This is a genomic window from Pelagibaculum spongiae (genome assembly GCF_003097315.1).
Taxonomy (GTDB): domain Bacteria; phylum Pseudomonadota; class Gammaproteobacteria; order Enterobacterales; family Pelagibaculaceae; genus Pelagibaculum; species Pelagibaculum spongiae.
In genome coordinates, this window is sequence record NZ_QDDL01000010.1 from 76,835 (window position 1) to 98,811 (window position 21,977).

The window sequence follows — 21,977 nt, forward strand, 5'->3', positions numbered from 1 at the left end:
AAACAACAAACGAGCTGCAATCTGTGTGGAAATTACTTTTCATCAATAGCGGGTTTATCAGTCTACTAATCCTGACCTATTCTTCTTGGTTTCAAATCCCTTACCAACATCTTCAACAAGCTGACAGCAATAAGTACTGGCGAGTCGTATCTGGTAAAGTCATAAACAGCCACGTCGAAGAACAATCGGTATTTTTAATCGATTTCTTACAACTACCGATATTAAAAAATATATTGCCGCCACAATTAGGAAAACTAACTATGACCGGTGATGTTCCCGCCTTAAAAATTCAATTCAAAGTAGACGGTAAAGAATATATTGCCCAAGACCCGTGGCTTGGCAGCAACCAACTTTCATTACACAATTTATTTGGCCCTAGCCTGAAGTTTATCGATATCTTCCAGCAACAACCGCTTAAGCAGTATGTTGCCGAGCGTTATCCGGCTGGAAAAGCCACAATGGTTTATTACGACCCACGAAACCCAAGTCGTTCTTTGGTTGAGCCTGGGATGAAACTTCATTCCCGATTAAAACTCTGGGGCTACTTGGCGCTTTGTTTGACCACCACTATTTTGCTCTTAGCAACGCTGAAACATAGCTTCTACAACCGAAGATCTTCACCGCAACATGGCCGCAGACATTCACTATTAAATTGACTTTATCTTACGGCAGACCGCGACTGACCATATGGACAGTCGCGGTCTTACGGCTTTCTGATAAACTGAACGCTTTATTAAGTTTCAGACTGATCAAGCGATGATTATTAAACCAAAAATCCGTGGCTTTATTTGCACCTCAACCCATCCTGTTGGCTGCGAGAAAAATGTTCGCGAGCAAATTGACTACACCCTAGCCCAGGGCAAGATTGAAAATGGCCCTAAGCGGGTATTGGTCATCGGCGCTTCTTCTGGTTACGGCCTGTCTTCACGAATTGCTTCTGCATTTGGCTCAGACGCTGCAACTATTGGTGTTTTCTTCGAAAAACCAGCAACAGCTAAAAAGCCCGGTACTGCAGGCTGGTATAACTCAGCGTCATTTGAAAAATTTGCTGGCGAAGCAGGCTTATATGCCAAATCAATTAATGGCGATGCCTTTTCAAATCAAGCACGTGACACCACGATTAAGCTAATTCAAGAAGATCTCGGTCAGATTGATATGGTGGTTTACTCTCTAGCATCACCTGTTCGTAAATTACCTGACAGCGGCGAATTAATTCGTTCAGCGCTCAAACCAATTGGTGAAACCTATCGCTCAACAGCAATTAACACCAATAATGATCAAATCATTGAAGCCGAAGTAGAGCCCGCAACTGAGCAAGAAATTGCTGACACCATTACAGTTATGGGTGGTGAAGATTGGGAATTATGGGTCAATGCTTTAAATGATGCTGGCGTATTAGCTGACGGTTGTAAAACGGTTGCTTATTCCTACATCGGCACTGAAATTACTTGGCCAATCTACTGGCACGGTGCTTTGGGTAAAGCCAAGGAAGATCTCGATCGCGCAGCCAGCCAATTAAACAATTTACTCGGACAAAAAGGCGGCACTGCCAATGTTGCAGTACTTAAATCAGTAGTCACCCAGGCTTCTTCTGCCATTCCGGTGATGCCTTTATACCTTTCGATGGTTTTCCGCATTATGCGTGAGCAAGGCGTTCATGAAGGGTGCATGGAACAAATTCAACGCCTGTTTGCTACTCGCTTGTATAACAACAGTGAAATGCAACTAGATGATTGCCAGCGTATTCGTATGGATGATTGGGAATTGCGTGCTGAAATTCAGGATGCTTGTAAAACTTTATGGGCAGAAGTGACTTCTGAGAACTTGTTCGAGAAGACCGATTATCAGGTTTACAAAGATTTATTCCTGAAATTATTCGGCTTTGGTATTGATGGCGTTGACTATGATGCAGACGTTAACCCAGAAGTCGATTACCAGCCAATTACATTATAAGTAGTTGAAATTACGATGGCGTATTAACGCCATCGTAATATACACCTGAACCATTCCAGCCTGCCTCGTGAAGTGGTTTGGGCATGAATCTAGTTACTGCCTGCTTCAGGAATAGCCAATTCACCTGAGGTCGGCAGCTGTCGAACCTGACTAGTCGAGGTATTGGCGTTGCCGCTCGCTTTCAATGATTTCAGATCACTACATAGCCAACCCCAACCTTTTTGTTTTTCAACAAATACCGCCGCTCTTTGTTCGCAGTAACCTCTTTGATTTCTTGCACTCCAAAGCACCTGACTCGCTCCAGCTTTGGTATAGCGCACCTCACATGGCAGCTTATTTCCAGTGGGATAAACAACTTCGATCAACCGCTCAGTCGCGCCGGAATTACAAGTTGCGAGCAAGCTATTGTCAGCAAATACTAACTGCGATGCTGCCAATAGTACGATGGTAATCGGTAGCTTCATTCTATTCTCCATTAGAAACTCACTCTATATAAGTCCACATAAACCGAGTGAAACGATCATTACCATTAGCTTATCGGCTTTCTATCAACAACCTGAAACCCGCACCACGCTATTTCAGATGTACTGACCAAATCAGCAGCTCTTCTGCGTTATTTACTACACAAAAACCAACCGTCAGACTGCGAAAATACCCGAAGTGCGTTGAGTCTGACACCCGCGTGTGACAATTGTTATTTAGAATAGAAGTTGTCACCAGTACCCACCCATATAAATAGATTTGTTATTAAATGCTTTTGAACTGCTTTACATTATTTGAAAAAACTTGCTGCTGCCACGAAAAAACTTGGCCCATGCTACTAAACAATTTCATTCCAATAATCATCAGATAACTACAATTAACCAGCAAAAAACACCACCCAACCTGTCAGTCGAAATAAAGCAGTTAAATTTGTAATGATTACTTGCCCCACAGCATCGGATAGTCAATAATATGCCCACCTGCCTGAACTGTAGTGTTTCGAACTTTCGATTACGGCTACAGACTGGCGCAATATGTTGATTTTGAGTGCACGTTACAATTACGACTTCGATAGCTTCAGCTGATCAAGCAAGACTCTCGCCCGCAAGCGCTATAACTCATCGCTCTTTGATGTGTGAGCTTCTCACTGCTCCGATTTGTCGTCGCATTCTGCCTGCTATTTCTAGCAATCAATATTTTTTAAATTCGCCCTTATCAACTCGTATGCTTTTAATGGCATAGGTGTTATTGTGGGCATAGTAGCTTCAGTATCATATGAGATTGAAGCTAAGTAAGGCTAATCGTTTTGATTAGCGCAATTAAGGAAAACAGAAAGACATGTCTGGTCAAGTTACAGGAACCGTTAAGTGGTTCAACGATGAAAAAGGTTTTGGTTTTATCGAGCGTGAAGGTGGAAAGGACGTATTCGTTCATTTCAGTGCCATCCAAGGTACTGGCCGCCGTTCTTTGCAAGAAGGCCAACAAGTGACTATGGACGTTGTCCAGGGTCAAAAAGGTCCTCAGGCTGAAAACGTAACTCCTTTATAGGTTTTACGGCTTTATGCCTTAGCGGGGCAGTCTCGGCTACCCCGCTTGCTTATCAGCTTTTGCTGAGTTTCACGCCCGGTGAAGTTTTATTGGTTTAGTTAATTAATTAGCATCCAATAACTTATTTACGTTGGGCACAATAAGTTTGAATTTATATTGAATATATTTTTCAATTGAATTTAAACAACACCAATCGGTTGATTGGAACAATTTAAGGAATACAGACATGTCTGGACAAGTTACTGGTACAGTTAAGTGGTTTAATGACGAGAAAGGTTTTGGTTTTATTGAGCGTGAAGGTGGAAAGGACGTATTTGTTCATTTCAGCGCTATCCAAGGCACTGGCCGTCGTTCACTGCAAGAAGGCCAGCAAGTAACTATGGAAGTAGCTCAAGGCCAAAAAGGCCCACAGGCTGAGAACGTAACTCCTTTATAGGTTTTATGCTCAAGATTCCAAGAAGGGCAGCTTTTTAGCTGCCCTTTTTTATTTCCAGGGATGGAATGTATGTCATCAGGAAGCATGGATGCTGGGATGACGATTTCCAGGGATGGGATGGAATGTATGTCATCAGGATGCTGGGATGACGATTTCCAGAACCGAAATATATGTCATCAAAAAGCATGGGAGCTGGGAGTAATTACCTGCCAAGATGCCCGCATATTTCCAAGTACAAACAAATCTTACTCGACGATTTCCAGCCGCAGCAATTCAAATAGATTTAATTTCTAGCACACTCAAAAGAGCGATCTTCCATTGCAACCAATTTCTTTTAAAAACGACCTTGATGCTGCTTTGGCATTTGATCGCCAACATATTTGGCACCCTTATTCATCCATGACTCAACCTGCCGATGTCTGGCCAGTCGAGTCGGCCAAAGGGGTTCGCCTAACATTAGCTGATGGCCGCCAATTGATAGATGGCATGTCATCTTGGTGGAGCACCATTCATGGCTACGGCCACCCAGAATTAATAAAAACCATTCAGCAGCAAGCCGAAAAAATGGCCCATGTAATGTTTGGCGGCCTAACCCATGAACCGGCCATTCAGCTAGCACAAAAATTGGTCGATTTGACACCTGAAGGTTTGAACCATGTTTTTCTGGCAGATTCAGGTTCGGTTGCAGTAGAAGTATCAATAAAAATGGCGCTGCAATATCAGCAAGCCAAAGGAAAAGCAGAAAAACATAAGCTAGTCAGTTTGCGCCACGGTTATCATGGCGATACATCTGGCTGCATGTCGGTATGCGACCCGGTGACTGGAATGCACCATATTTTTGCTAATAATTTACAGCAACATTTCTTTGCCGATGCACCACAAATCACTCCAGAGCAACCTTGGGATGAATCAGATATAGATTCATTAAAACAAATTCTTTTGCAGCACCACCAACATATTGCCGCATTGATTGTTGAGCCAATTGTTCAAGGTGCTGGAGGTATGCGTTTTTATCATCCGCAATATTTAAAGCGCGCGCGTGATTTATGCAATGAATTTGACGTGCTGTTAATTGCCGATGAAATTGCCACTGGCTTTGGCCGCAGCGGAAAAATGTTTGCCTGCGAGCATGCCAATATCAGCCCAGATATTTTATGCCTCGGTAAAGCACTAACCGGCGGCACCATGACCTTGGCGGCAACTTTAGCCACCACTGATGTTGCCAACACTATTTCCAATGGTGAAGCTGGCTGCTTTATGCACGGCCCAACTTTTATGGGTAATCCATTAGCTTGTGCAGCTGCCAATACTAGCTTGCAGCTATTAATTGAATCCGATTGGCAAGCCAATATTCTAAGGCTGGAATCGGCAATGCTCAAACACTTCGCACCCGCTAGAGAAAACCCGAGCGTAGCAGATGTTCGAGTAATCGGTGCTATCGGTGTGATTGAAATGAAACAGCCGGTCGACATGAAAACAATTCAACCCGCCTGCATTGAAAAAGGTATTTGGGTGCGCCCATTTGGCAAGCTGGTTTATATTATGCCTGCCTACATAATGAGCGACCAGGATATTAAAACGCTCTGTCAGACTATTTGTGAAGTGCTGAAGTAATTAATTATTGGTAGCCCGGTCGTTTCAGGTAACTAAAACCAGAAACAACCGGGTTATATATCTATTTGATTTGTTTTTTATCATAAATCGTCACTAGCTGGCGCGACAAAGCCAGCAAAGTGCCATCGGCTTTATATACTCTCGAATCAGTATGAGCATAGCCATTAGCCGCTTGCTTAATCACCGCTTGATAAAACAACCATTCTTCTGGTTCAATTTTTGGCAGCGGCTGCATTAATTCTAAATTCCAGCTAACGCTACTTGCAGGCCCCGGGCGCTTCATCATCTGCATTACTACCGGTGGCCATGAATCAATTAATGCTGCTAAATGCGAATCATGAAATTCATCCGGCGCGCTGGAAAAACGCATCCAACCTTCCATGACAGTTTCCTGACAATCTGAAAATGGAAATCCGCCTTTAATTAAGCTGAAATCTATATGCTGAACAAATTCTGCCGTGACGCCAGCAATATAACCCAGCTTTGTTCCCTGCCCTGGCCCAACAACACCTTGCTCGATTAACGAAATCCTTTCAGCCTGTACCGCAATATCGGAATCTCTGGAAGCGCCATAACAAGCCACCACCTGAGTAACCACCCTGCCGTTTTGGATGGCCTGACCCGTACGCTGGGAAATGGATTTTCCCTCGGACAATAGCTGATGCTCTAATTCAAAAGGCTGCTCAACCATTAATGGGCCGCAGAAATTCACATTTAGCGAACGAAGCAGTCGTTTGCCACCATTTTCTGCTTTAGCTTCAATTGAAGAAATAGATTCCAGGGTAATCGCCGCAGACAAACCGCCAAAAGTGGTGCGCCCTTGCCCCCAACTTGCAGCAATTTGTTGCGCCCCACCCTCTCGAGCTTGATTTAGATATTGGTCAAATTGCATTTTATTATCCTTGGCAGCTTTTTCTTATATGGCAAAATCGGCAAAAACACTGCTGATAGCTTGCCGATGCACAATAGCCAACGGAGATTAATTCATTTAGATTAATTAACAAGAGCCAAAAAAAATCCGCTATTCCTATCGTTTATATCTGATAGAAGCAGCGGATTTTTATTTATCGATTTAGATTTTAATTTTAATCTTTATCTCACTCGCCGCAGCATAAATACTGCCATGGCTAAAAACAAAAATGAGGGCAACAAGGCGCCAGCCGGAGCGGGCAAACCATACACCAGACTCACTGCACCAAAGGTTCGGTTGACCATATGAAAACCGAAGCCAAGCAAAATGCCAACGACCAGCCTTTGCCCCATAGGTTTGCTGCGCAAGGGGCCAAAAACAAATGGTGTCGCCAGAAAAATCATTACTAATGTTGCTAAGGGCTGTGAAATTTTCTGCCAAAAAGCCAATTCATAGCGAGACGATTCCAGACCGTTTTCTTGGGCAAATCGTAAATAGCGATTTAAATCCCGCGCATTCATTAACGATGGATCAAGCAACATGGCAGATAAGGTTTTCGGCGTTAGCGATGTATTCCACGGTACGCTTTCTCGCTTACCACTTTCGGCACTGTCTGAACCAAGAAATGTCCATTTTACCTTGCGAAGTGCCCAGTCACTTCCGGTGCGCAATGCCCGGTCAGCCTGCCACACTTCAACTAACTTGCCGTCCTGATCTAATTTGAATCGCCAGATTTTTTCTAGTTGCCGCTCTGATTCCACTCGCTGAACAAATACAAATTCATTTTTTTCGCGGAACCATAAACTGCTACCGCGGGTTAATTCATCAACCTGCTGGCGGGATGTTGCTCGCAATTCATCACTAAATCTTTGCGCATAAGGTGCCACACCTTCACCCAGAGCAGTCGCCAGAACCATTAAAAGGATTGCCGCTTGCATTACCGCCCACAACAACTGGCTCAGCTTCATGCCAGCGGCGCGCATTGCAGTTAATTCTGAGCTGGTCGCCAGCGCACCTAACCCAACTAATGCGCCCATTAAACCCGCCATGGGGAACAACTCATAAATTTTGGCAGGCAAACCAGCCAACACCACCTGTGCCACTTCGCTATAGCCGTAGGATCCCTGGCCAACATCATCGAGCTCACGTACTACTGAAAACAGCGTTTCTAGCGCCAGCAAGCCAAGCAAAACCATAACAGTCGCGGCTATGACCTGTTTACCAATATATATATTCAGCAGCTTAAACATTATGAATTAGCCCCTGTGACAGCATGGGGTAATTGTTTTGAAAACATCCGCCCCATTGATTTTCGCCAACTCCAACTAATAAACAGCAGCAGTAGCAAAAATGCCCAGCCCATACCGGGCCATGCTGCAATCTGCCCCTCTTCAACTGCAACCTGAGCCACGCTGAGAATATTGGAATAAACGATATACACCAGAATGGCTGGGAACATTCGGGCAAAACGCCCTTGCCGCGGTCGAATCTCGCTCAATGGAATTGCCAGCAATGCTAGCAACAACAAAGAAAGCGGCTGGGCTATTCGCCATTGAAATTCAGCCGTTGCTTCATTGGTATGGCTGCTTAACAACTGATTGACATTCATGCCTTCAACCGACAAATCAGCACCCGCATCTAAAGGTGCATCCAGCCAGATTCCATATTGCTGGTAGCGGGTAATTAACCAATCAGATTGCCCGACCACGCCTTGCCAGGCATTACCATTTTCCAAAGACAAATAACTATCGCCTGCTTTAGATTGTTGCCAGCTGGCTTTAGGTGCCATCACAATACTGGGCGCATTCGGATCCGATAAATCGGCAATAAAAACATCACCAAAATTTTTCTGATCACCAGAAATAGTTTCGGCAAAGAAAGCTTGGCCGGGGGCTGGCTCAAGAAAACTCGATGACTCCATATTAGCCAAAGGTAATTGAGCACTATTTTCAGCCAGCAAATACTCTTCAGCATTTTCGGCCCAAGGCTTGGCATAGAAGGTCAACATAAAGCAGATAACGACCGCAGGAATACTGCTTAAACCCACCGAAGTTAATAGCTGTCGATCACTCAGACCACAGGCGCGCAGAGCTGCCATTTCACTATCGGCATACAACCGACCCAACGCCAATAAAACGGCTAAAAACATAGCAATAGGAAGCACCGCGGCTAAATAACCGGGCACTTTAAAGGCCAACAGGGAAACCACCAGCTGACCGTCCATCTCTCCAGCGGCAACCTTTCCTAGGTAACTGGCGAAGCGGCCGCTGACGAAAATCATCATCAAAACCATGGTCAAAGCCGCAAGGGTTTGAAGGATTTCAAGCAGTAGGTAACGTTGTATCAGTTTCATCAAAAGTTGCTATTTTGAACCCTGAGCACTCAAATGGCTCAATTCTGTCTGATTTACCAACAATTCAATCGCCGGAGCTGACAGCTTGTGGCAAGATACCGGGCATTATGTAAACCGGAACACAATACCGGAGTGAATTATCATGGAATTTAGTGTTAAAAGTGGCAGTCCTGAAAAGCAACGTACAGCATGTATTGTTGCAGGTGTTTTCGAACCTCGCCGTCTTTCCCAAGTAGCCGAGCAGCTGGATCAAATCAGCGGCGGTTTTATCAGCAATATTCTGCGCCGTGGCGATCTGGAAGGCAAAGCCGGACAGATGCTATTACTGCACAATGTTCCTAATACCCTGTGCGACCGTGTATTACTGGTCGGCTGTGGCAAGGAACGTGATCTGGACGACGCACAATACCGGGAGATTATCACCAAAACAATCGCCCAGCTGAATGAAACTGGCTCTATGGAAGCAGTTTCCTTCCTAACTGACCTTAATGTTAAAGGCCGCGACATTCACTGGAAAGTGCGTACCGCAGTAGAAGCCGCAGAAAACAGCTTATATCGTTTCGATCAGCTGAAAAGCAAGAAAGCCGATATTCGTCGCCCATTACGCAAAATGGTGATGACGGTTCCTACTCGCGCTGAATTAAAAATTGGCGAGCAAGCGATCATCGAAGGCCAGGCAATTAGCCAAGGCATGACCCTGACTCGCGATCTGGCTAATATGCCGGGTAACATTTGTACCCCTCAGTATTTAGCAGATCAGGCAACTGAACTGGCGACTACTTATGACAGCATCAAGACTGAAGTTATTTCAGAGCCTGAGCTGGAAAAAATGGGGATGGGTGCGTTTGTTTCTGTTTCTCGCGCCAGTAAGGAAGAAGGCAAGCTGATCGCGATGGAGCACATGCAAGGCCCTGAAGGTCAAAAACCGATTGTCTTGGTTGGTAAAGGCATCACTTTTGATTCCGGCGGAATTTCACTCAAGCCAGGCGCTGGCATGGATGAAATGAAATATGACATGGGCGGTGCCGCTTCGGTATTCGGTACTATGAAAGCAATCGCTGAAATGAATCTGCCAATTAACGTGGTCGGTGTTATTGCTGCGGCTGAAAACATGCCGGGCGGCGACGCAAGCAAGCCAGGTGATATCGTCACCTCCTTGGCTGGCATCACCATCGAAGTGCTCAATACCGATGCTGAAGGCCGCTTGGTACTGTGCGATACCCTGACTTGGGTTGAAAAATATCAGCCAGAAGCGGTTATCGACATCGCAACCTTAACTGGCGCTTGCATCATGGCTCTGGGTCACGTGGCTTCTGCGGTTCTAGCTAACCACAACCCACTGGCACATGACTTATTGAATGCGGGTGAATACACCGGTGACCGCGCATGGCGTTTGCCTTTGTGGGATGAATACCACGAGCAGTTAAAGTCTAACTTTGCTGATCTGGCTAACATCGGTGGTCGTCCTGCAGGTACCATCACTGCCGGTTGTTTCCTGTCGAACTTCACCAAGAAGTACAACTGGGCGCACCTGGACATCGCAGGCACCGCATGGAAATCAGGCGCACAAAAAGGCGCCACTGGCCGCCCCGTTCAAATGTTGACTCAATACGTTATGAACCGCGCCCAAGTTAAGCAGGATTAATTCTGCACAATGTCAGCTGCGGTAATCACTGCAGCTGACATTAGCTTTACGCCAAAACCGCTGCTTTAAGTCGCACCTCATTTTTCTAACAGGCCCCGCGCAATGACTGAAATTACCTTTTACCTTCTGGCACAAGATAACCAACAGGCTCGAATGCAATATGCCTGTCGAATTGCCGAGAAAGCGGTACAACAAGGTAAGCGTGTTTATTTACACACTCAGTCAGAACAACAAGCCAGAGAAATGGATGATCTACTGTGGAGCTTCAAGCCCGGTAGTTTTGTGCCGCATGAGCGATATATATCCCACGACCCACAAAGCCCGGTAGTGATTGGCTGCGTTGAACGCCCTGAAACTCAAGCCGATATTTTAATTAATCTCAGCACTAACTTGCCGCTATTCTTCAGCCAGTTTCAGCGCAATATCGAAATCATTCCAGAAGATAACGAAATTCGCCCCAAGCTGAGACAAAACTGGAAGTTCTACCAAGATCGAGGTTATTCGTTGAAGTTTTTTGATTTAAGAAAGAAATAAGCCGTATCAAATAGCGCCCATTTTTTAACAAGCACAGTTCGACATAAAATCCGGCAAGCCAGAATATTTCATCAAACTGGCAAAAACAGCGCTAGATTCTTACTAACAAAACATCATATTTAGCATAATTCACAACACTAGTAGCGACTGAACCCAGCAGTGGACTCAACCCATTTTTAGAATGGGTGCCAATGACAATCAGATCCACATCTCTCTTTTCAGCTTCACCATAAATCACCTCATAGGACTTACTGACTTAATCATTCAGTTCTTCTTGCTGCTGTGATCTTCTCAATTTCCTCAAGCGCTCACCCTTTTAATTTACTTTGATAATCTTTCAAAAAAAAGATATATGGCAAAATATTTAATGCCGACGGCCTTGCTCTTGTGGCATTTGCCAGTTCAATAGCTAGGGGTAGAACTGTTCTGTTTGTTCGTGTAAATTCAATCGCGAAAATTATAATTTTATATATTTCACTCTTTAAATTATTAAGAAAACAACACAACAAACACCTGTCAGCAATAGAAAATTAATATCTGTCAGTAATGGAATATTAATATCTGTCAGTAATGGAATATTAATATCTGTCAGTAATGGAATATTAATATCTGTCAGCAATGAAACACTAAATATCCCTATTTATATTCTGGGCTGATTTTAAAATAAAATAATTATCTTACTTGCCACAAATAAAATATAGGAATGCGGCAAATACTAGATGGAATGAGCGCTACCGGCCAGCAACAAATCAAGTAAAAGGAACCTAAAATGTGGCATGTTTTTTTTGATCTTGACCTAACTTTATTTGCTATTGAAGGAGGCTTAGAAAAACTTTCAGCTCACCAACAAGCAAAAACCTGCATGGTTTACACACCTATTTCTACAAAGAAAACACAACACGCTGTATTTCCTTTGTATACTTTTGAACATCTGAATTTTTTCAATTCAACATTGCAGAATTCTCATTTACATTTCATTACTGCTGGATTGTATGAAGAGGCCTCTGCCAAACGTGCAATTTTAAAAATGTTTTCTATCCACTCTGAAGAAATCACCAAAAAAATTTATGAGGCCAGCTTCTATAATCGAAATGACCTTGAAGCTAGTGGTACAAAAGAAATAGTTTTTGCATGCAATATTCAATCGCCAGTTAAGGTCGATCCTTCTAATACAGCACAAATACAAATACTTGATTATGCTAAAGCCAAAGCAGCCATCATTTTAAAAACTTACTTGCAGGCGAATGATACATTGCCAGGAGAAGTAGTACTTATTGATGACAGTGTTGCCAATAGAGTCATAGTAAAACAACAAGGCTTTCAAGCAATCAATCCGACAACAGCCGACTATCCAATGATGCTGACACTACTGAGTGACACTATCGCTAGAAATGAGAGCCATTTCTTTTCCCTAGAAGAAGTACTTGCATACAATTTTTCTTAAGCTAGATATTAATTGTTGCACTATTTAACAGACATTATGCACACGGATTCGTATCATAAGTGCATAAGCAAGCCGTATATGCCGACATATAAACACATAGCGCTAGAGAATTTTCTCGCTATTATTTACAGGTAAATGCCAAAGTTTCATTCAACGAAATGATACTAGCCAAAACCCTTGCGCCAATTAATTACATTTAAGCCAGTTAAAACCAGCCGTACTTTCACAAACACCAACTACTGAAATAAAAAAACCGAAACCCCACCACAGGATTTCGGTTTTTATTTAATACAGGCCTTGCGAGTTAAATAGCGCTTACTGGCTACTCTCCACACTCTTGCATAAACCCATCAAACTTGCTGATCAACTGCTGCATATGCGTAGCATCATCGGCAACTAGGTTGATATGACCGAGTTTACGATTAGCTCGCTCGCTTTTACCATATAAATGCAAATGCGCAGCTGGTTCAGATAACACCAGATTCTTATCACCTTTTTTGCCGATGATATTGATCATCGCTGCCAAAGGATGTCGGCAATTGGTGGCTCCTAATGGCAAACCTGAGATTGCTCGAATATGGTTTTCAAACTGGCAAGTCTCAGCACCTTGTTGACTCCAATGGCCGGAGTTATGCACCCGTGGCGCCATTTCATTGGCAATTAAAGCTTGGTCACCTTCAAGCCCGGTATCAAACAACTCCAGAGTTAAAATACCGACATGGTCCAGTTGATCAAGCAGGCTACAAATATGCTGTTCAGCCAACTGTTGTAGCTGCTGACTCACGCCCGGAGCAGGCACTTGAGTTAACCGAAGAATACCGTCGCGGTGGCTATTTTCTGCTAGCGGATAAAAAACATGTTCACCCTTGGCATTTCTAGCGGCAATAATCGATAGCTCTCGCTGAAAATTAACGAAAGCTTCAGCAATCAATTGATTACCTTTTAATTGCTGCCATGCAGGACCGATATCTGCTGCTGTTTTAATTACCGCCTGACCTTTACCGTCATAGCCCATGGTGGTGGTTTTCAAAACAATAGGCAGGCCCAGTTGAGCAATCGCACCTTTTAATTCTTCTAGGCTTTCTACTTTATAAAAATCAGCCACCGGAATATTTAATTCACGAAACAGATTTTTTTCAGTCAGGCGGTGCTGGGAAAAACGTAGAGATTTTACAGAAGGAAATACCGGCTTCTTCAGCTCGATATTTTGGACTAGCTCCGCATTGATGTTTTCACTTTCGTAGCTAATCACATCAGATGCTTTTATAAATGCATCAAGTGCTGATGGATCCTTTTCATCAAACACTTGCCCAGCAACTGCCGCGGGCGCACTGGCAGGATTACCATAAAAATAAAATTCATGCTCTAGCGGAATGCCCGCCAAAGCCATCATTCGGCCAAGTTGGCCGGCACCAAGAATACCGATTTTCATTATCTTTAAACCCTGTACTGCTTATTAAGCACACATGTTTTGCATATCAATTAATCAACGAATTGATTAAGCACAAGCCTGCGGTTACATCTCTCGAGGATCAGGTATAGATAATACGTTTTCAGTTTGTTGCTTGCGGAATGCTTTTAATTTTTCAGTCACCACCGCGTCATTTAACGCCACAATCTGACTGGCTAGAATACCCGCATTTGCCGCACCCGCGGTTCCGATTGCCAAAGTACCGACTGCAATACCTTTTGGCATTTGCACAATAGATAACAAAGAGTCGATGCCTTTCAAAGCCTTCGATTGAACCGGAACACCCAGCACAGGAAGGTGGGTTTTGGCCGCCACCATTCCAGGTAAATGTGCAGCGCCACCGGCACCAGCAATGATTACCTGAATGCCACGATCAGCAGCAGTCGTTGCATATTCAAACAACAGATCCGGCGTTCTATGTGCCGATACCACTTTCACTTCACAGCTCACGCCCATTTCATTCAACATCAATTCAGCATGCTGCATGGTGTCCCAATCAGAGGTCGACCCCATGATAATACCCACTTGCGGATTCATTGCGATCTCCTCATAAACTGCGTTGATTCTTTGCTTATACAGGTGCTGAATACCAGTAATGCACCTCTGCGCTAGAGACGGGCGATATTATCATAAGCATTTGCAATCGATAACAGAAACAAGTGATTAACTGTTAATTTTTGGTTGTTAATGCATGTATGATCGAACAGATCATTGGATGACTACTGAGGCAATTCAACAGCTTCATCAAAGTCATCAATGGTCAGGCCACGCCTAATATGATTCACCGCCGATTATCTGCTCGAATGATCACTGAAGTGGACACCAGCTAGAGATTGTCAGAGACTTTGCTCCATTGATTTGATTATTTTCTCAGTTTATTTATCTATGTCGACACCTTGTATCAACAATAATCACCAGCATTGCATTGAATCTGCACTGCAGCGGGCAGAAAAAGTCTGTCGTGAATCAGGCGCGAGGTTTACCGCTGCTCGTCGTAGGGTTCTTGAACTGATTTGGCAAAATCATCACGTGGTTAGCGCTTATGATTTATTGGCACAACTACAAAAAGATGATCCTTCGGCAAAACCGCCTACCGTATATCGCGCACTAGATTTTTTGCTTGAGCAAGGGCTGATTCATCGCGTGTCTTCGATGAATGCTTTCACCCGTTGTGATTGCCGACATGAAAGTAGCGATTTTCAGTTAATGATTTGCAGCGGCTGCAAACGGGTTCAGGAAATACATATTCCCGATTTACCTGAATCTCTTAAGCAATATGCACAGTCGCAAAACTTCAAAACCAGTGGTGCCATCGTCGAAATTCATGGTTTATGTCAGCATTGCCAGCCGGTGCAAACTGATTAACTTATATCCAAGTCACTTCGAGGTCTGCACCCTGCAACTTGAGTTGGTTTGGGTATACAGGTGCACTGATATGATGCCCGTCAATCGGCCGACAATGCATCCCTCATAAGCTTCATATATGATTGAATCACTAAATTTATGCCAGCATATTGCTGCTGCGCTATCCTGGTCAGTTTAATTGAGCTGACATATGTCAGCCGTGCAAACGCTCTTTCGTTCCAGGTAGTTGTTAGCAGTCAATGGGATTCGGGAAGTATTGCATGAGAATAGTCTCGGTCCGAGATCTTGAAGCAGGGATGGTTTGCGCTAAAGACGTTGCCACATTGGATGGCAGAAAGCTGCTAAAGGCCGGTAGCAAATTATGTCCCAGCAACCTCAGAACTTTGAAGGCTTGGGGCATCGGACAAATTGAGATTCTCAGTCAGGATCAGCCTTCTATTCGGGTAGTTCACGCCACGCCAGACCAGAAAATCCGTGAAACCGCTCTTAAGGTTCAGCAGCAAGTTCGCCAACGATTACGGCATAACGATGTGTTATGCAGTGAAGTTCGTATGGCGGTTCGAGTGATTGAAAATCAATTACTGAAAGAGGCTGCTTCCTAATGTCTGAAACCGTTCAACCATCGCTTCATCAATTAGTCATCGAAGGCAGTCGGTTGGTAGCTTTTTCTGATACCTATCACAAACTCGATACTGCACTGCGCGCTAACGATACCGATTTTGACGTGCTGGCCGAAATCATCAATCACGACCCACTACTCGCGGGTCGAGTAATGCGACTGGCAAATTCAGCATTATTTATTGGCTGTCCAGTTGATACCATCACTAGTGCAATTAGCCGTTTAGGCATGCGCCAGCTAAGAGAAATTACATTAATTTATTGCGTGATTGACGCCACCAAGAAATTTAATAATGGCCCGCTCAGTTTGGGTGATTTTTGGCGACATAGTTTATCGGTTGCCTTGATTAGTCGAAACCTCGCAATTCATTCTCGGTTAGCGAGTATTGAGCGTTATTACCTTACAGGCTTGATGTCGTCCATTGGTCGATTAGTGCTGTTTAATCTGTGCCCAGATCACAGCGCAATTCTTCTTGAGTCGTTAAAACATAGCGGCCAACCATTGCATCAACTGGAACATCAGCAATTAGGTTTTAACCATTGCCAGCTAGCAGAGCAGCTTTTACGTCATTGGCATTTGACTGAACCGCAAATTAAAGCCATTGCCTATCAATATCAAACGGACGATTTCGATGAAGTATCAGTGCATCTACTGCATTGTGCGCAGTGGTTATCGCACTTGTTAAATTGGGGTAATTGCGGAGAAAACGCTGCGCCCACATTAAATCCAGTAAGTTGGCAAAAAATGAATTTATCTGAAGCTTCACTAGAAGAAATTCTAAAACGAAGTTATCAACAGTTCGAAGCAATAAGCGATCTTTTTTTACAGGGGTTGAACGACTAAATCATATATGACTGACAAAACGCCAGCACAGCAAGACCTACAAGATAAACTCGGCCATTTGGAGGCTAGCGAGCGCTGGCACCAACATGCCTGGGATTTACTGTCACGTGTTGGCCATGGTTTTCAACGAATCAGCCATGATGCAAAGCCAGAAGATCTGTTTTTAACAGCTTGCGGTTTTTTATACGAGCTAGCCGATTTTTCTGGCTTGGCTTTTTTCGGCCTTGAAGAAGGGCAAGCTGATTTTCAATTAACTTACTGCGAGCCTGCATCACGCCAAGTGATATTTGAACGCTGTGGCGACATGTTAATTGAGTCGGGCGATTTTGCATGGGCTCTGAAAATGGATGAGCCTTTTATTGCTAAAGAATTACAAGGTCGCCGACTGCTGTTACATGCAATTCGATCCGGTAAAAATACCCATGGTTTGTTAATCGCCCTGCTACCTCCCGGCCAAGCTTTCGGTAAAAACAGCCGTCGCTTGCTGACATTAATTATGCAAAGTTGCAGCCATGCTCTGGAAATTAACCAACGCTACCAGCTAATCAAACAGCAAAATCGTCGACTGGAACAGATGATCGCCAGTCGAAACCTACAGCTGGAATATCAAAGTTCACACGATACATTAACCCGCCTACCTAACCGGGAACGGTTCATCGATCGCATTCGTGAAGCACTGGAAAGAATTTCTGTTTCTGGCGGGCAAACTGCGATTATTCTGATCGGACTGGATTTCTTTAAACGAATTAATGAAAACCTTGGCCACAGTATTGGCGATCAGCTACTGAGGCAAATTGCTTCTCGTTTAAATACCCATGCCCGTGAATATGGCAACCAGTTCGCCAAAGAAGTCGACAACACAGTATTAGTGGGTCATTTTGGCGGCGATGAATTTGCGGTACTGCTTGATCACCTACCGCACCTTGATCAAGTTAATGCGCTTCTTGAAAGATTAGAACGCGCCTTCAGCAAACCATTTTTTGTTGGCAACCACGAAATTATTCAGTCATTCAGTTCTGGCATTAGCTACGCACCAGATCAGACTCGCGATGCCGCTCAATTACTTAAATTTGCCGATGTCGCGCTTTATCAAGCTAAGGAGCAAGGTCGTCGTCGTGCGGTGGTTTATGACGATGGTATGCAATCACACCCACTAGACACTTTAACCTTGTCTAACAAGCTGGCAACTGCCCTCAACCGGCAACAGTTTGAGTTGTATTACCAGCCGCAAGTTAATGCTAACACTGGGCAAATAATCGGGCTGGAAGCGCTACTGCGTTGGCAGGATAGTCAAGGTCATTTTATTCCGCCTAGTCATTTTATTCCGCTGGCAGAACAATATGGTCATATCACCACCATTGGTGATTGGGTAATCAGCGAGGCTTGCCGCCAGATTCGTTTATTGATGGACACTGGCTATAGAATTTCGGTGTCAGTCAATATCGCGAGCCAGCAGTTTAATCGCAGTAATTTTGCCGATATTGTGATCAATGCAGTGCGTGAATTCGATGTGCCAGCAGAGCTACTGGAGCTGGAATTAACCGAACGCATTGTGATGGCCAACGTCGAAGAATCAATCGACACCCTAAACACGTTGCATGACTATGGCTTTAAAATTGCCATTGACGATTTCGGTACCGGTTATTCATCGCTTAGCTATTTAAAACGCTTCCCAATTGACCAGCTAAAAATCGATAAGTCATTTGTCGATGACCTGATTAGTTGTGATGACGATGCGGCAATCGTTACCGCTATTGTCGCCATGGCAAACAAGCTGCACATAGATACCATTGCTGAAGGTGTTGAAACGCTAGACCAAGTAAATTTCCTCGAAGCACTCGGCTGCAACCTGATTCAAGGTTATTATTTTAGTCGTCCGTTGTCACAACCTGAATTACAAAAATATCTCAAAAAATCAGTCAATAAAGATCTGAAAGTCAGTATTCCTTCTGCGTAATTATCCAACACAGACAACATTTTTTGAAACACCTCCTTAGCGCTTAAATTCAGTTCGATTAGCATTCTATTTGTGCTACCTCCAAGCGATCAATCATGCGCTCCTACTTGTCAAAACCATTATAAAGCCGTAACTTTCGGCAACAGGTAAACCAAAAAACATAAAAAATTACCATGAATGCAGTCCATCAGAAGTCCGTCAGCATCGCCTTTTCCGACCAGCAAACTCTGCATATGCGGCATATCTATGTCGATGATAACAATCACAAAAAGCCAGTGGTTTTTATGTTGCATGGTGCTGTCGAGAACGGAAAAATATTCTATACCAAATCCAACAAAGGCCTCGGTCCTTGGTTAGCTCGGCAAGGTTTTCAGGTTTATATTGCCGACCTTCGAGGACGGGGTGATAGCTTACCTGCGATTAATTCCAAAAGTAGTTACGGCCAAACAGAGGCAATCATTGAAGACATTCCAGCTTTTCTGGCCGAAATAGAACAGCGCCATCCGGGTTTGCCACAATATTGGATTGGTCATAGCTGGGGCGGTGTATTACTAAACTGCTTTCTCGCTCGCAACCCAGATCACATATCCAAAATTAAAGCTTGTGCCTATTTTGGCGTGAAACGCAGCATATTTAACTGGCACCCTAAACGGTACATCGTTGCAAATTTAATGTGGAATCGGGTGCTACCGAAAATGGCACGTAAACACGGTTACTTACCCGCCAGAAAGCTCAAGGTAGGTTCTGACGATGAGACATTGAAGTCGTTGCAGCAGAGCGTGCAATGGGTCAAACAAAATCCATGGGTAGATTCTGACGATGGTTTTGATTACGCCGCTGCATTAATCAACACCGCCTTGCCGCCAACACTGCATATTGCCGGCACTAAAGATGTTGCGATTGCCAGACCAAGAGATATTCGACGCTTTATTAAAGAGTCGGGTAAAGGGAAAACTGAGTTAAAGCTCTACGGAAAAAAGTTCGGCCATGGACAAGATTATGACCACATCAATATGCTAACGCACCCGGCAGCTCAGAATGACCAATTTGCTGATTTGCTTCGCTGGTTTAAGCAATTTGGCGAAAGCAGCTCATTAAAGAAAGCGATATAACACCTTAAATAATACAACAGACAAATCGAGCACCGCATCTTGCCTCCTTGCGGCATGCATTACGTCCATATAAATAAACCATAACGCATTCCTGCCTTATGGTTTTTTATATTCTGCTTGGATATAAAAGCTAGCGAGACAATTGCTCAAGCTGCTTTGGTGAACAGACATTAATTGGTTTTGCGCTCTTTTCACACAAGGCCACTACTTCGTGCAAACCACCCAAATTACGAATATCAGTAAAACCCATCGCTTCTAGTTGCTGCTTTGCAACCGATGCCCTGCGGCCACTTCTGCAATACATCAGTACTGGCTGATTCTTGTCTTCAACCATCGACATTAACTGCTGTGGCACCAGTCGATAATCTAAATTGACCGCTTTTGGGTAATTGCTCTGGGAAAACTCCCCTGGCGTTCTGACATCGAGTAGTAAAACCTGTTTATTGGTATCACTGGCAGATGCAGAATGGCTAAATAGAATTGGCATTAATGATATGGCTAACACCGCCATTATGCGTTTGAACTTAAACAAAGTTATCTCCTTTTTCTAAAGCCGTGTACCGGGAAACTGATTCATGAATTTTCGATCGATATAATCTTTCCAATACCAAACCCAGCGCCCCTGCAAAGCAAGGTTACGCCAACTGGCAATCGCATAACGATCACCACAGGATAACAGGCTTAAAAAGTGTTGTTGCGCCTGATAGCTCTCCAATTTAACCGATAATTCAACCGCCAACTCTGACTCGCTATTATTTAGCGAAACATCACTTCCAGCAACCGCCATTTGCTTGAGATTTTCAGTCAATATCGGTGCCTGACGAACCGCATAAACACCTGCTTTAGGCGGTGATATCGGGTAGATACTGGCGATATCACCCGCAGCAAATACTTTGGGATGAGAAGTAGATTGAAGATGTTGGTTCACTTGAACAAAGCCGCGTTCACAGGTATCCAATTCGCTATCGGTTGCCCAAGATGGTGCTTTAGCACCGGTACACACCACAGAAAAATCGACCAGTTCTGATCGCCCATCTTCAGCAATCAGCTTATCTGGCTCAGCTTGTTTAAGTGCAAAACCACTCACCTGGTGAATATGTCGCTGACGCAGTAATTTCGCCATACGCGATTGAACTGCCGAGCAGTGACCTGCCAATACGTTACTCGAACGATAAATTAAGCAATATTCAAATTCTCGCCCTGGCCAACGCTGGGAAAGCTCATATTGCAAAGCCAGTAACGTTTCTATCCCGCCAGCACCGGAGCCAATCACTGCAATCTTGGCTTTCCATTGCGGCTGTTGTTTTAACTTCTCTAAAAATGTTTGCCAGCATTCAAGGAATTTTTCAACCGGCTTAATACTGACCAAATTATTCGATTCGTTTTGATAAAACCATTTGGGTAGCGGCGGCGTTGACCCGGTATCCAGCGACAATAAATCCCAGTCGAGCTGCTGACCGTTATCTAGTGTTAATTGCTGATTTTGGCAATCGATGGCGCTCATTCGCTGCTCGATAAATTCAAACTGGTATTTGTCAGCCAGTTTTTTTAAATCGATATGGGCTTGGGCAAATTGATAATGTCCAGCTAACAGACCTGGCAGCATACCAGAATAGGGAGTAGATCTCGGTGCAGAAACCAGAGTGATCTGGCTAAATTTACCGGTGGCTAATTGTCTGGCAGCCAATGCATGAGCATGTCCACCACCGACCAATACCAGCTTCATTGTTATTTTTCCTCACACATTATATTTGCCATCTGCTCGATCTAGCTGCTTCAAGCCTGATGCCAATCAGCCTCTTTCAATAAACATGCCCCTTCTCAAGGTTGCTGTCCATTCAACTTTGGTCGTTTGGTAAAATATAATGATTGGAGTGTCTTTCAATTAGTGAATTCAAGTATAAATACGCTAACTCAAGCGAACATAATAAAATAGATAGATTTTAAAGTTTAGAAATCAATAAAAACCAGACTTAACGAAATACTATTTTCATGAAAATCAGAACTTGATGAAACATCTTATTTACTCCGGTTTTATGTGCGCAAGATCACTCTGAATATTGATCAAAAATTTCTTCGCAAATCTGTTAACGGCATGACAATTCAAACCTTTAGCTTAAACACCATATTTCACTGACATATGAATCAATAAAATGACTTTAATCATCCAGATATCAAATTACTGCCTATA

At 43.8% G+C, this 21,977-nt stretch carries 22 protein-coding genes; 13 read left to right on the plus strand and 9 right to left on the minus strand.

Annotated features, from left to right (window positions below; translation table 11 throughout):
• Window positions 1-23: 23 nt before the first annotated feature.
• Entirely contained in the window at window positions 24-656 is a 633-nt protein-coding gene (locus DC094_RS18340; RefSeq protein ID WP_116688582.1) for a DUF3592 domain-containing protein, read from the plus strand.
• A gap of 100 nt (window positions 657-756) precedes the next feature.
• The gene (gene fabV, locus DC094_RS18345) at window positions 757-1,953 is read left to right on the plus strand and encodes an enoyl-ACP reductase FabV (RefSeq protein ID WP_116688583.1); all 1,197 of its coding nucleotides are present in this window, start codon (window positions 757-759) and stop codon (window positions 1,951-1,953) included.
• An 89-nt stretch (window positions 1,954-2,042) separates the two neighbouring features.
• Here fabV and DC094_RS18350 read toward each other — a convergent pair whose 3' ends face one another.
• Window positions 2,043-2,417 carry a hypothetical protein gene (locus DC094_RS18350; RefSeq protein WP_178030927.1) on the minus strand — a complete coding sequence of 125 codons (375 nt, stop codon included), beginning with the start codon at window positions 2,415-2,417 and terminating at the stop codon, window positions 2,043-2,045.
• Window positions 2,418-3,273: 856 nt separating this feature from the next.
• Here DC094_RS18350 and DC094_RS18355 point away from each other — a divergent pair.
• The 3 genes from DC094_RS18355 to bioA all read left to right on the plus strand — a co-directional run bounded on the left by DC094_RS18355 (window position 3,274) and on the right by bioA (window position 5,533).
• Window positions 3,274-3,483 carry a cold-shock protein gene (locus DC094_RS18355; protein WP_116688584.1) on the plus strand — a complete coding sequence of 70 codons (210 nt, stop codon included), beginning with the start codon at window positions 3,274-3,276 and terminating at the stop codon, window positions 3,481-3,483.
• Window positions 3,484-3,709: 226 nt separating this feature from the next.
• Window positions 3,710-3,919, plus strand: coding sequence for a cold-shock protein (locus DC094_RS18360; protein ID WP_116688585.1), 210 nt, complete (start codon window positions 3,710-3,712; stop codon window positions 3,917-3,919).
• 318 nt (window positions 3,920-4,237) lie between these two features.
• On the plus strand, window positions 4,238-5,533 hold the full coding sequence (gene bioA / locus DC094_RS18365) for an adenosylmethionine--8-amino-7-oxononanoate transaminase (protein ID WP_255420947.1): 1,296 nt from the start codon (window positions 4,238-4,240) through the stop codon (window positions 5,531-5,533).
• Between the two features lie 61 nt (window positions 5,534-5,594).
• Here bioA and DC094_RS18370 read toward each other — a convergent pair whose 3' ends face one another.
• The 3 genes from DC094_RS18370 to lptF form a co-directional block, all read right to left on the minus strand.
• The gene (locus DC094_RS18370) at window positions 5,595-6,425 is read right to left on the minus strand and encodes an acyl-CoA thioesterase (protein ID WP_116688586.1); all 831 of its coding nucleotides are present in this window, start codon (window positions 6,423-6,425) and stop codon (window positions 5,595-5,597) included.
• A gap of 200 nt (window positions 6,426-6,625) precedes the next feature.
• The gene (gene lptG, locus DC094_RS18375; RefSeq protein ID WP_116688587.1) at window positions 6,626-7,693 is read right to left on the minus strand and encodes an LPS export ABC transporter permease LptG; all 1,068 of its coding nucleotides are present in this window, start codon (window positions 7,691-7,693) and stop codon (window positions 6,626-6,628) included.
• Window positions 7,693-8,796 (minus strand): LPS export ABC transporter permease LptF, encoded by a 1,104-nt coding sequence (gene lptF, locus DC094_RS18380; RefSeq protein WP_116688588.1) that lies wholly within the window; start codon window positions 8,794-8,796, stop codon window positions 7,693-7,695. Before lptF ends, lptG begins: the two co-directional genes overlap by 1 nt.
• 142 nt (window positions 8,797-8,938) lie before the next feature.
• Between lptF and pepA the strand changes: the two genes are divergently transcribed.
• Together pepA and DC094_RS18390 are read left to right on the plus strand one after the other, a co-directional pair.
• Complete coding sequence (pepA, locus tag DC094_RS18385) at window positions 8,939-10,441, plus strand: leucyl aminopeptidase (protein WP_116688589.1); 1,503 nt, start codon at window positions 8,939-8,941, stop codon at window positions 10,439-10,441.
• A gap of 102 nt (window positions 10,442-10,543) precedes the next feature.
• Window positions 10,544-10,975 carry a DNA polymerase III subunit chi gene (locus DC094_RS18390; RefSeq protein WP_116688590.1) on the plus strand — a complete coding sequence of 144 codons (432 nt, stop codon included), beginning with the start codon at window positions 10,544-10,546 and terminating at the stop codon, window positions 10,973-10,975.
• A gap of 91 nt (window positions 10,976-11,066) precedes the next feature.
• On the opposite strand, the gene DC094_RS22925 is transcribed toward DC094_RS18390, so the two are convergent.
• Window positions 11,067-11,213: a universal stress protein gene (locus tag DC094_RS22925; protein WP_116688591.1), complete on the minus strand. Its 147-nt coding sequence runs from the start codon at window positions 11,211-11,213 to the stop codon at window positions 11,067-11,069.
• Window positions 11,214-11,744: 531 nt separating this feature from the next.
• Between DC094_RS22925 and DC094_RS18400 the strand changes: the two genes are divergently transcribed.
• On the plus strand, window positions 11,745-12,419 hold the full coding sequence (locus DC094_RS18400) for a hypothetical protein (protein ID WP_116688592.1): 675 nt from the start codon (window positions 11,745-11,747) through the stop codon (window positions 12,417-12,419).
• A 322-nt stretch (window positions 12,420-12,741) separates the two neighbouring features.
• Here the strand turns inward: DC094_RS18400 and DC094_RS18405 are convergent, their stop codons facing one another.
• Window positions 12,742-13,851, minus strand: coding sequence for a 5-(carboxyamino)imidazole ribonucleotide synthase (locus DC094_RS18405; RefSeq protein ID WP_116688593.1), 1,110 nt, complete (start codon window positions 13,849-13,851; stop codon window positions 12,742-12,744).
• A gap of 84 nt (window positions 13,852-13,935) precedes the next feature.
• On the minus strand, window positions 13,936-14,427 hold the full coding sequence (purE, locus tag DC094_RS18410; protein ID WP_116688594.1) for a 5-(carboxyamino)imidazole ribonucleotide mutase: 492 nt from the start codon (window positions 14,425-14,427) through the stop codon (window positions 13,936-13,938).
• A gap of 348 nt (window positions 14,428-14,775) precedes the next feature.
• Between purE and DC094_RS18415 the strand changes: the two genes are divergently transcribed.
• From DC094_RS18415 to DC094_RS18435, 5 genes are all read left to right on the plus strand, one after another.
• Window positions 14,776-15,255, plus strand: a complete 480-nt coding sequence (locus DC094_RS18415; protein WP_116688595.1) for a Fur family transcriptional regulator — start codon at window positions 14,776-14,778, stop codon at window positions 15,253-15,255.
• 260 nt (window positions 15,256-15,515) lie between these two features.
• A complete protein-coding gene (locus DC094_RS18420; protein WP_133245615.1) occupies window positions 15,516-15,857 on the plus strand; it encodes a hypothetical protein in 342 nt (113 codons plus the stop codon).
• The gene (locus tag DC094_RS18425; RefSeq protein ID WP_116688597.1) at window positions 15,857-16,717 is read left to right on the plus strand and encodes an HDOD domain-containing protein; all 861 of its coding nucleotides are present in this window, start codon (window positions 15,857-15,859) and stop codon (window positions 16,715-16,717) included. The genes DC094_RS18420 and DC094_RS18425 overlap by 1 nt, the downstream gene beginning before the upstream one ends.
• 7 nt (window positions 16,718-16,724) lie before the next feature.
• On the plus strand, window positions 16,725-18,674 hold the full coding sequence (locus tag DC094_RS18430; protein ID WP_116688598.1) for a putative bifunctional diguanylate cyclase/phosphodiesterase: 1,950 nt from the start codon (window positions 16,725-16,727) through the stop codon (window positions 18,672-18,674).
• A gap of 173 nt (window positions 18,675-18,847) precedes the next feature.
• Entirely contained in the window at window positions 18,848-19,786 is a 939-nt protein-coding gene (locus DC094_RS18435; RefSeq protein ID WP_116688599.1) for an alpha/beta fold hydrolase, read from the plus strand.
• A gap of 130 nt (window positions 19,787-19,916) precedes the next feature.
• Here DC094_RS18435 and DC094_RS18440 read toward each other — a convergent pair whose 3' ends face one another.
• On the minus strand, window positions 19,917-20,318 hold the full coding sequence (locus tag DC094_RS18440; RefSeq protein WP_133245616.1) for a rhodanese-like domain-containing protein: 402 nt from the start codon (window positions 20,316-20,318) through the stop codon (window positions 19,917-19,919).
• Between the two features lie 15 nt (window positions 20,319-20,333).
• A complete protein-coding gene (locus tag DC094_RS18445) occupies window positions 20,334-21,512 on the minus strand; it encodes an FAD-dependent oxidoreductase (protein WP_116688601.1) in 1,179 nt (392 codons plus the stop codon).
• Window positions 21,513-21,977: the final 465 nt, after the last annotated feature.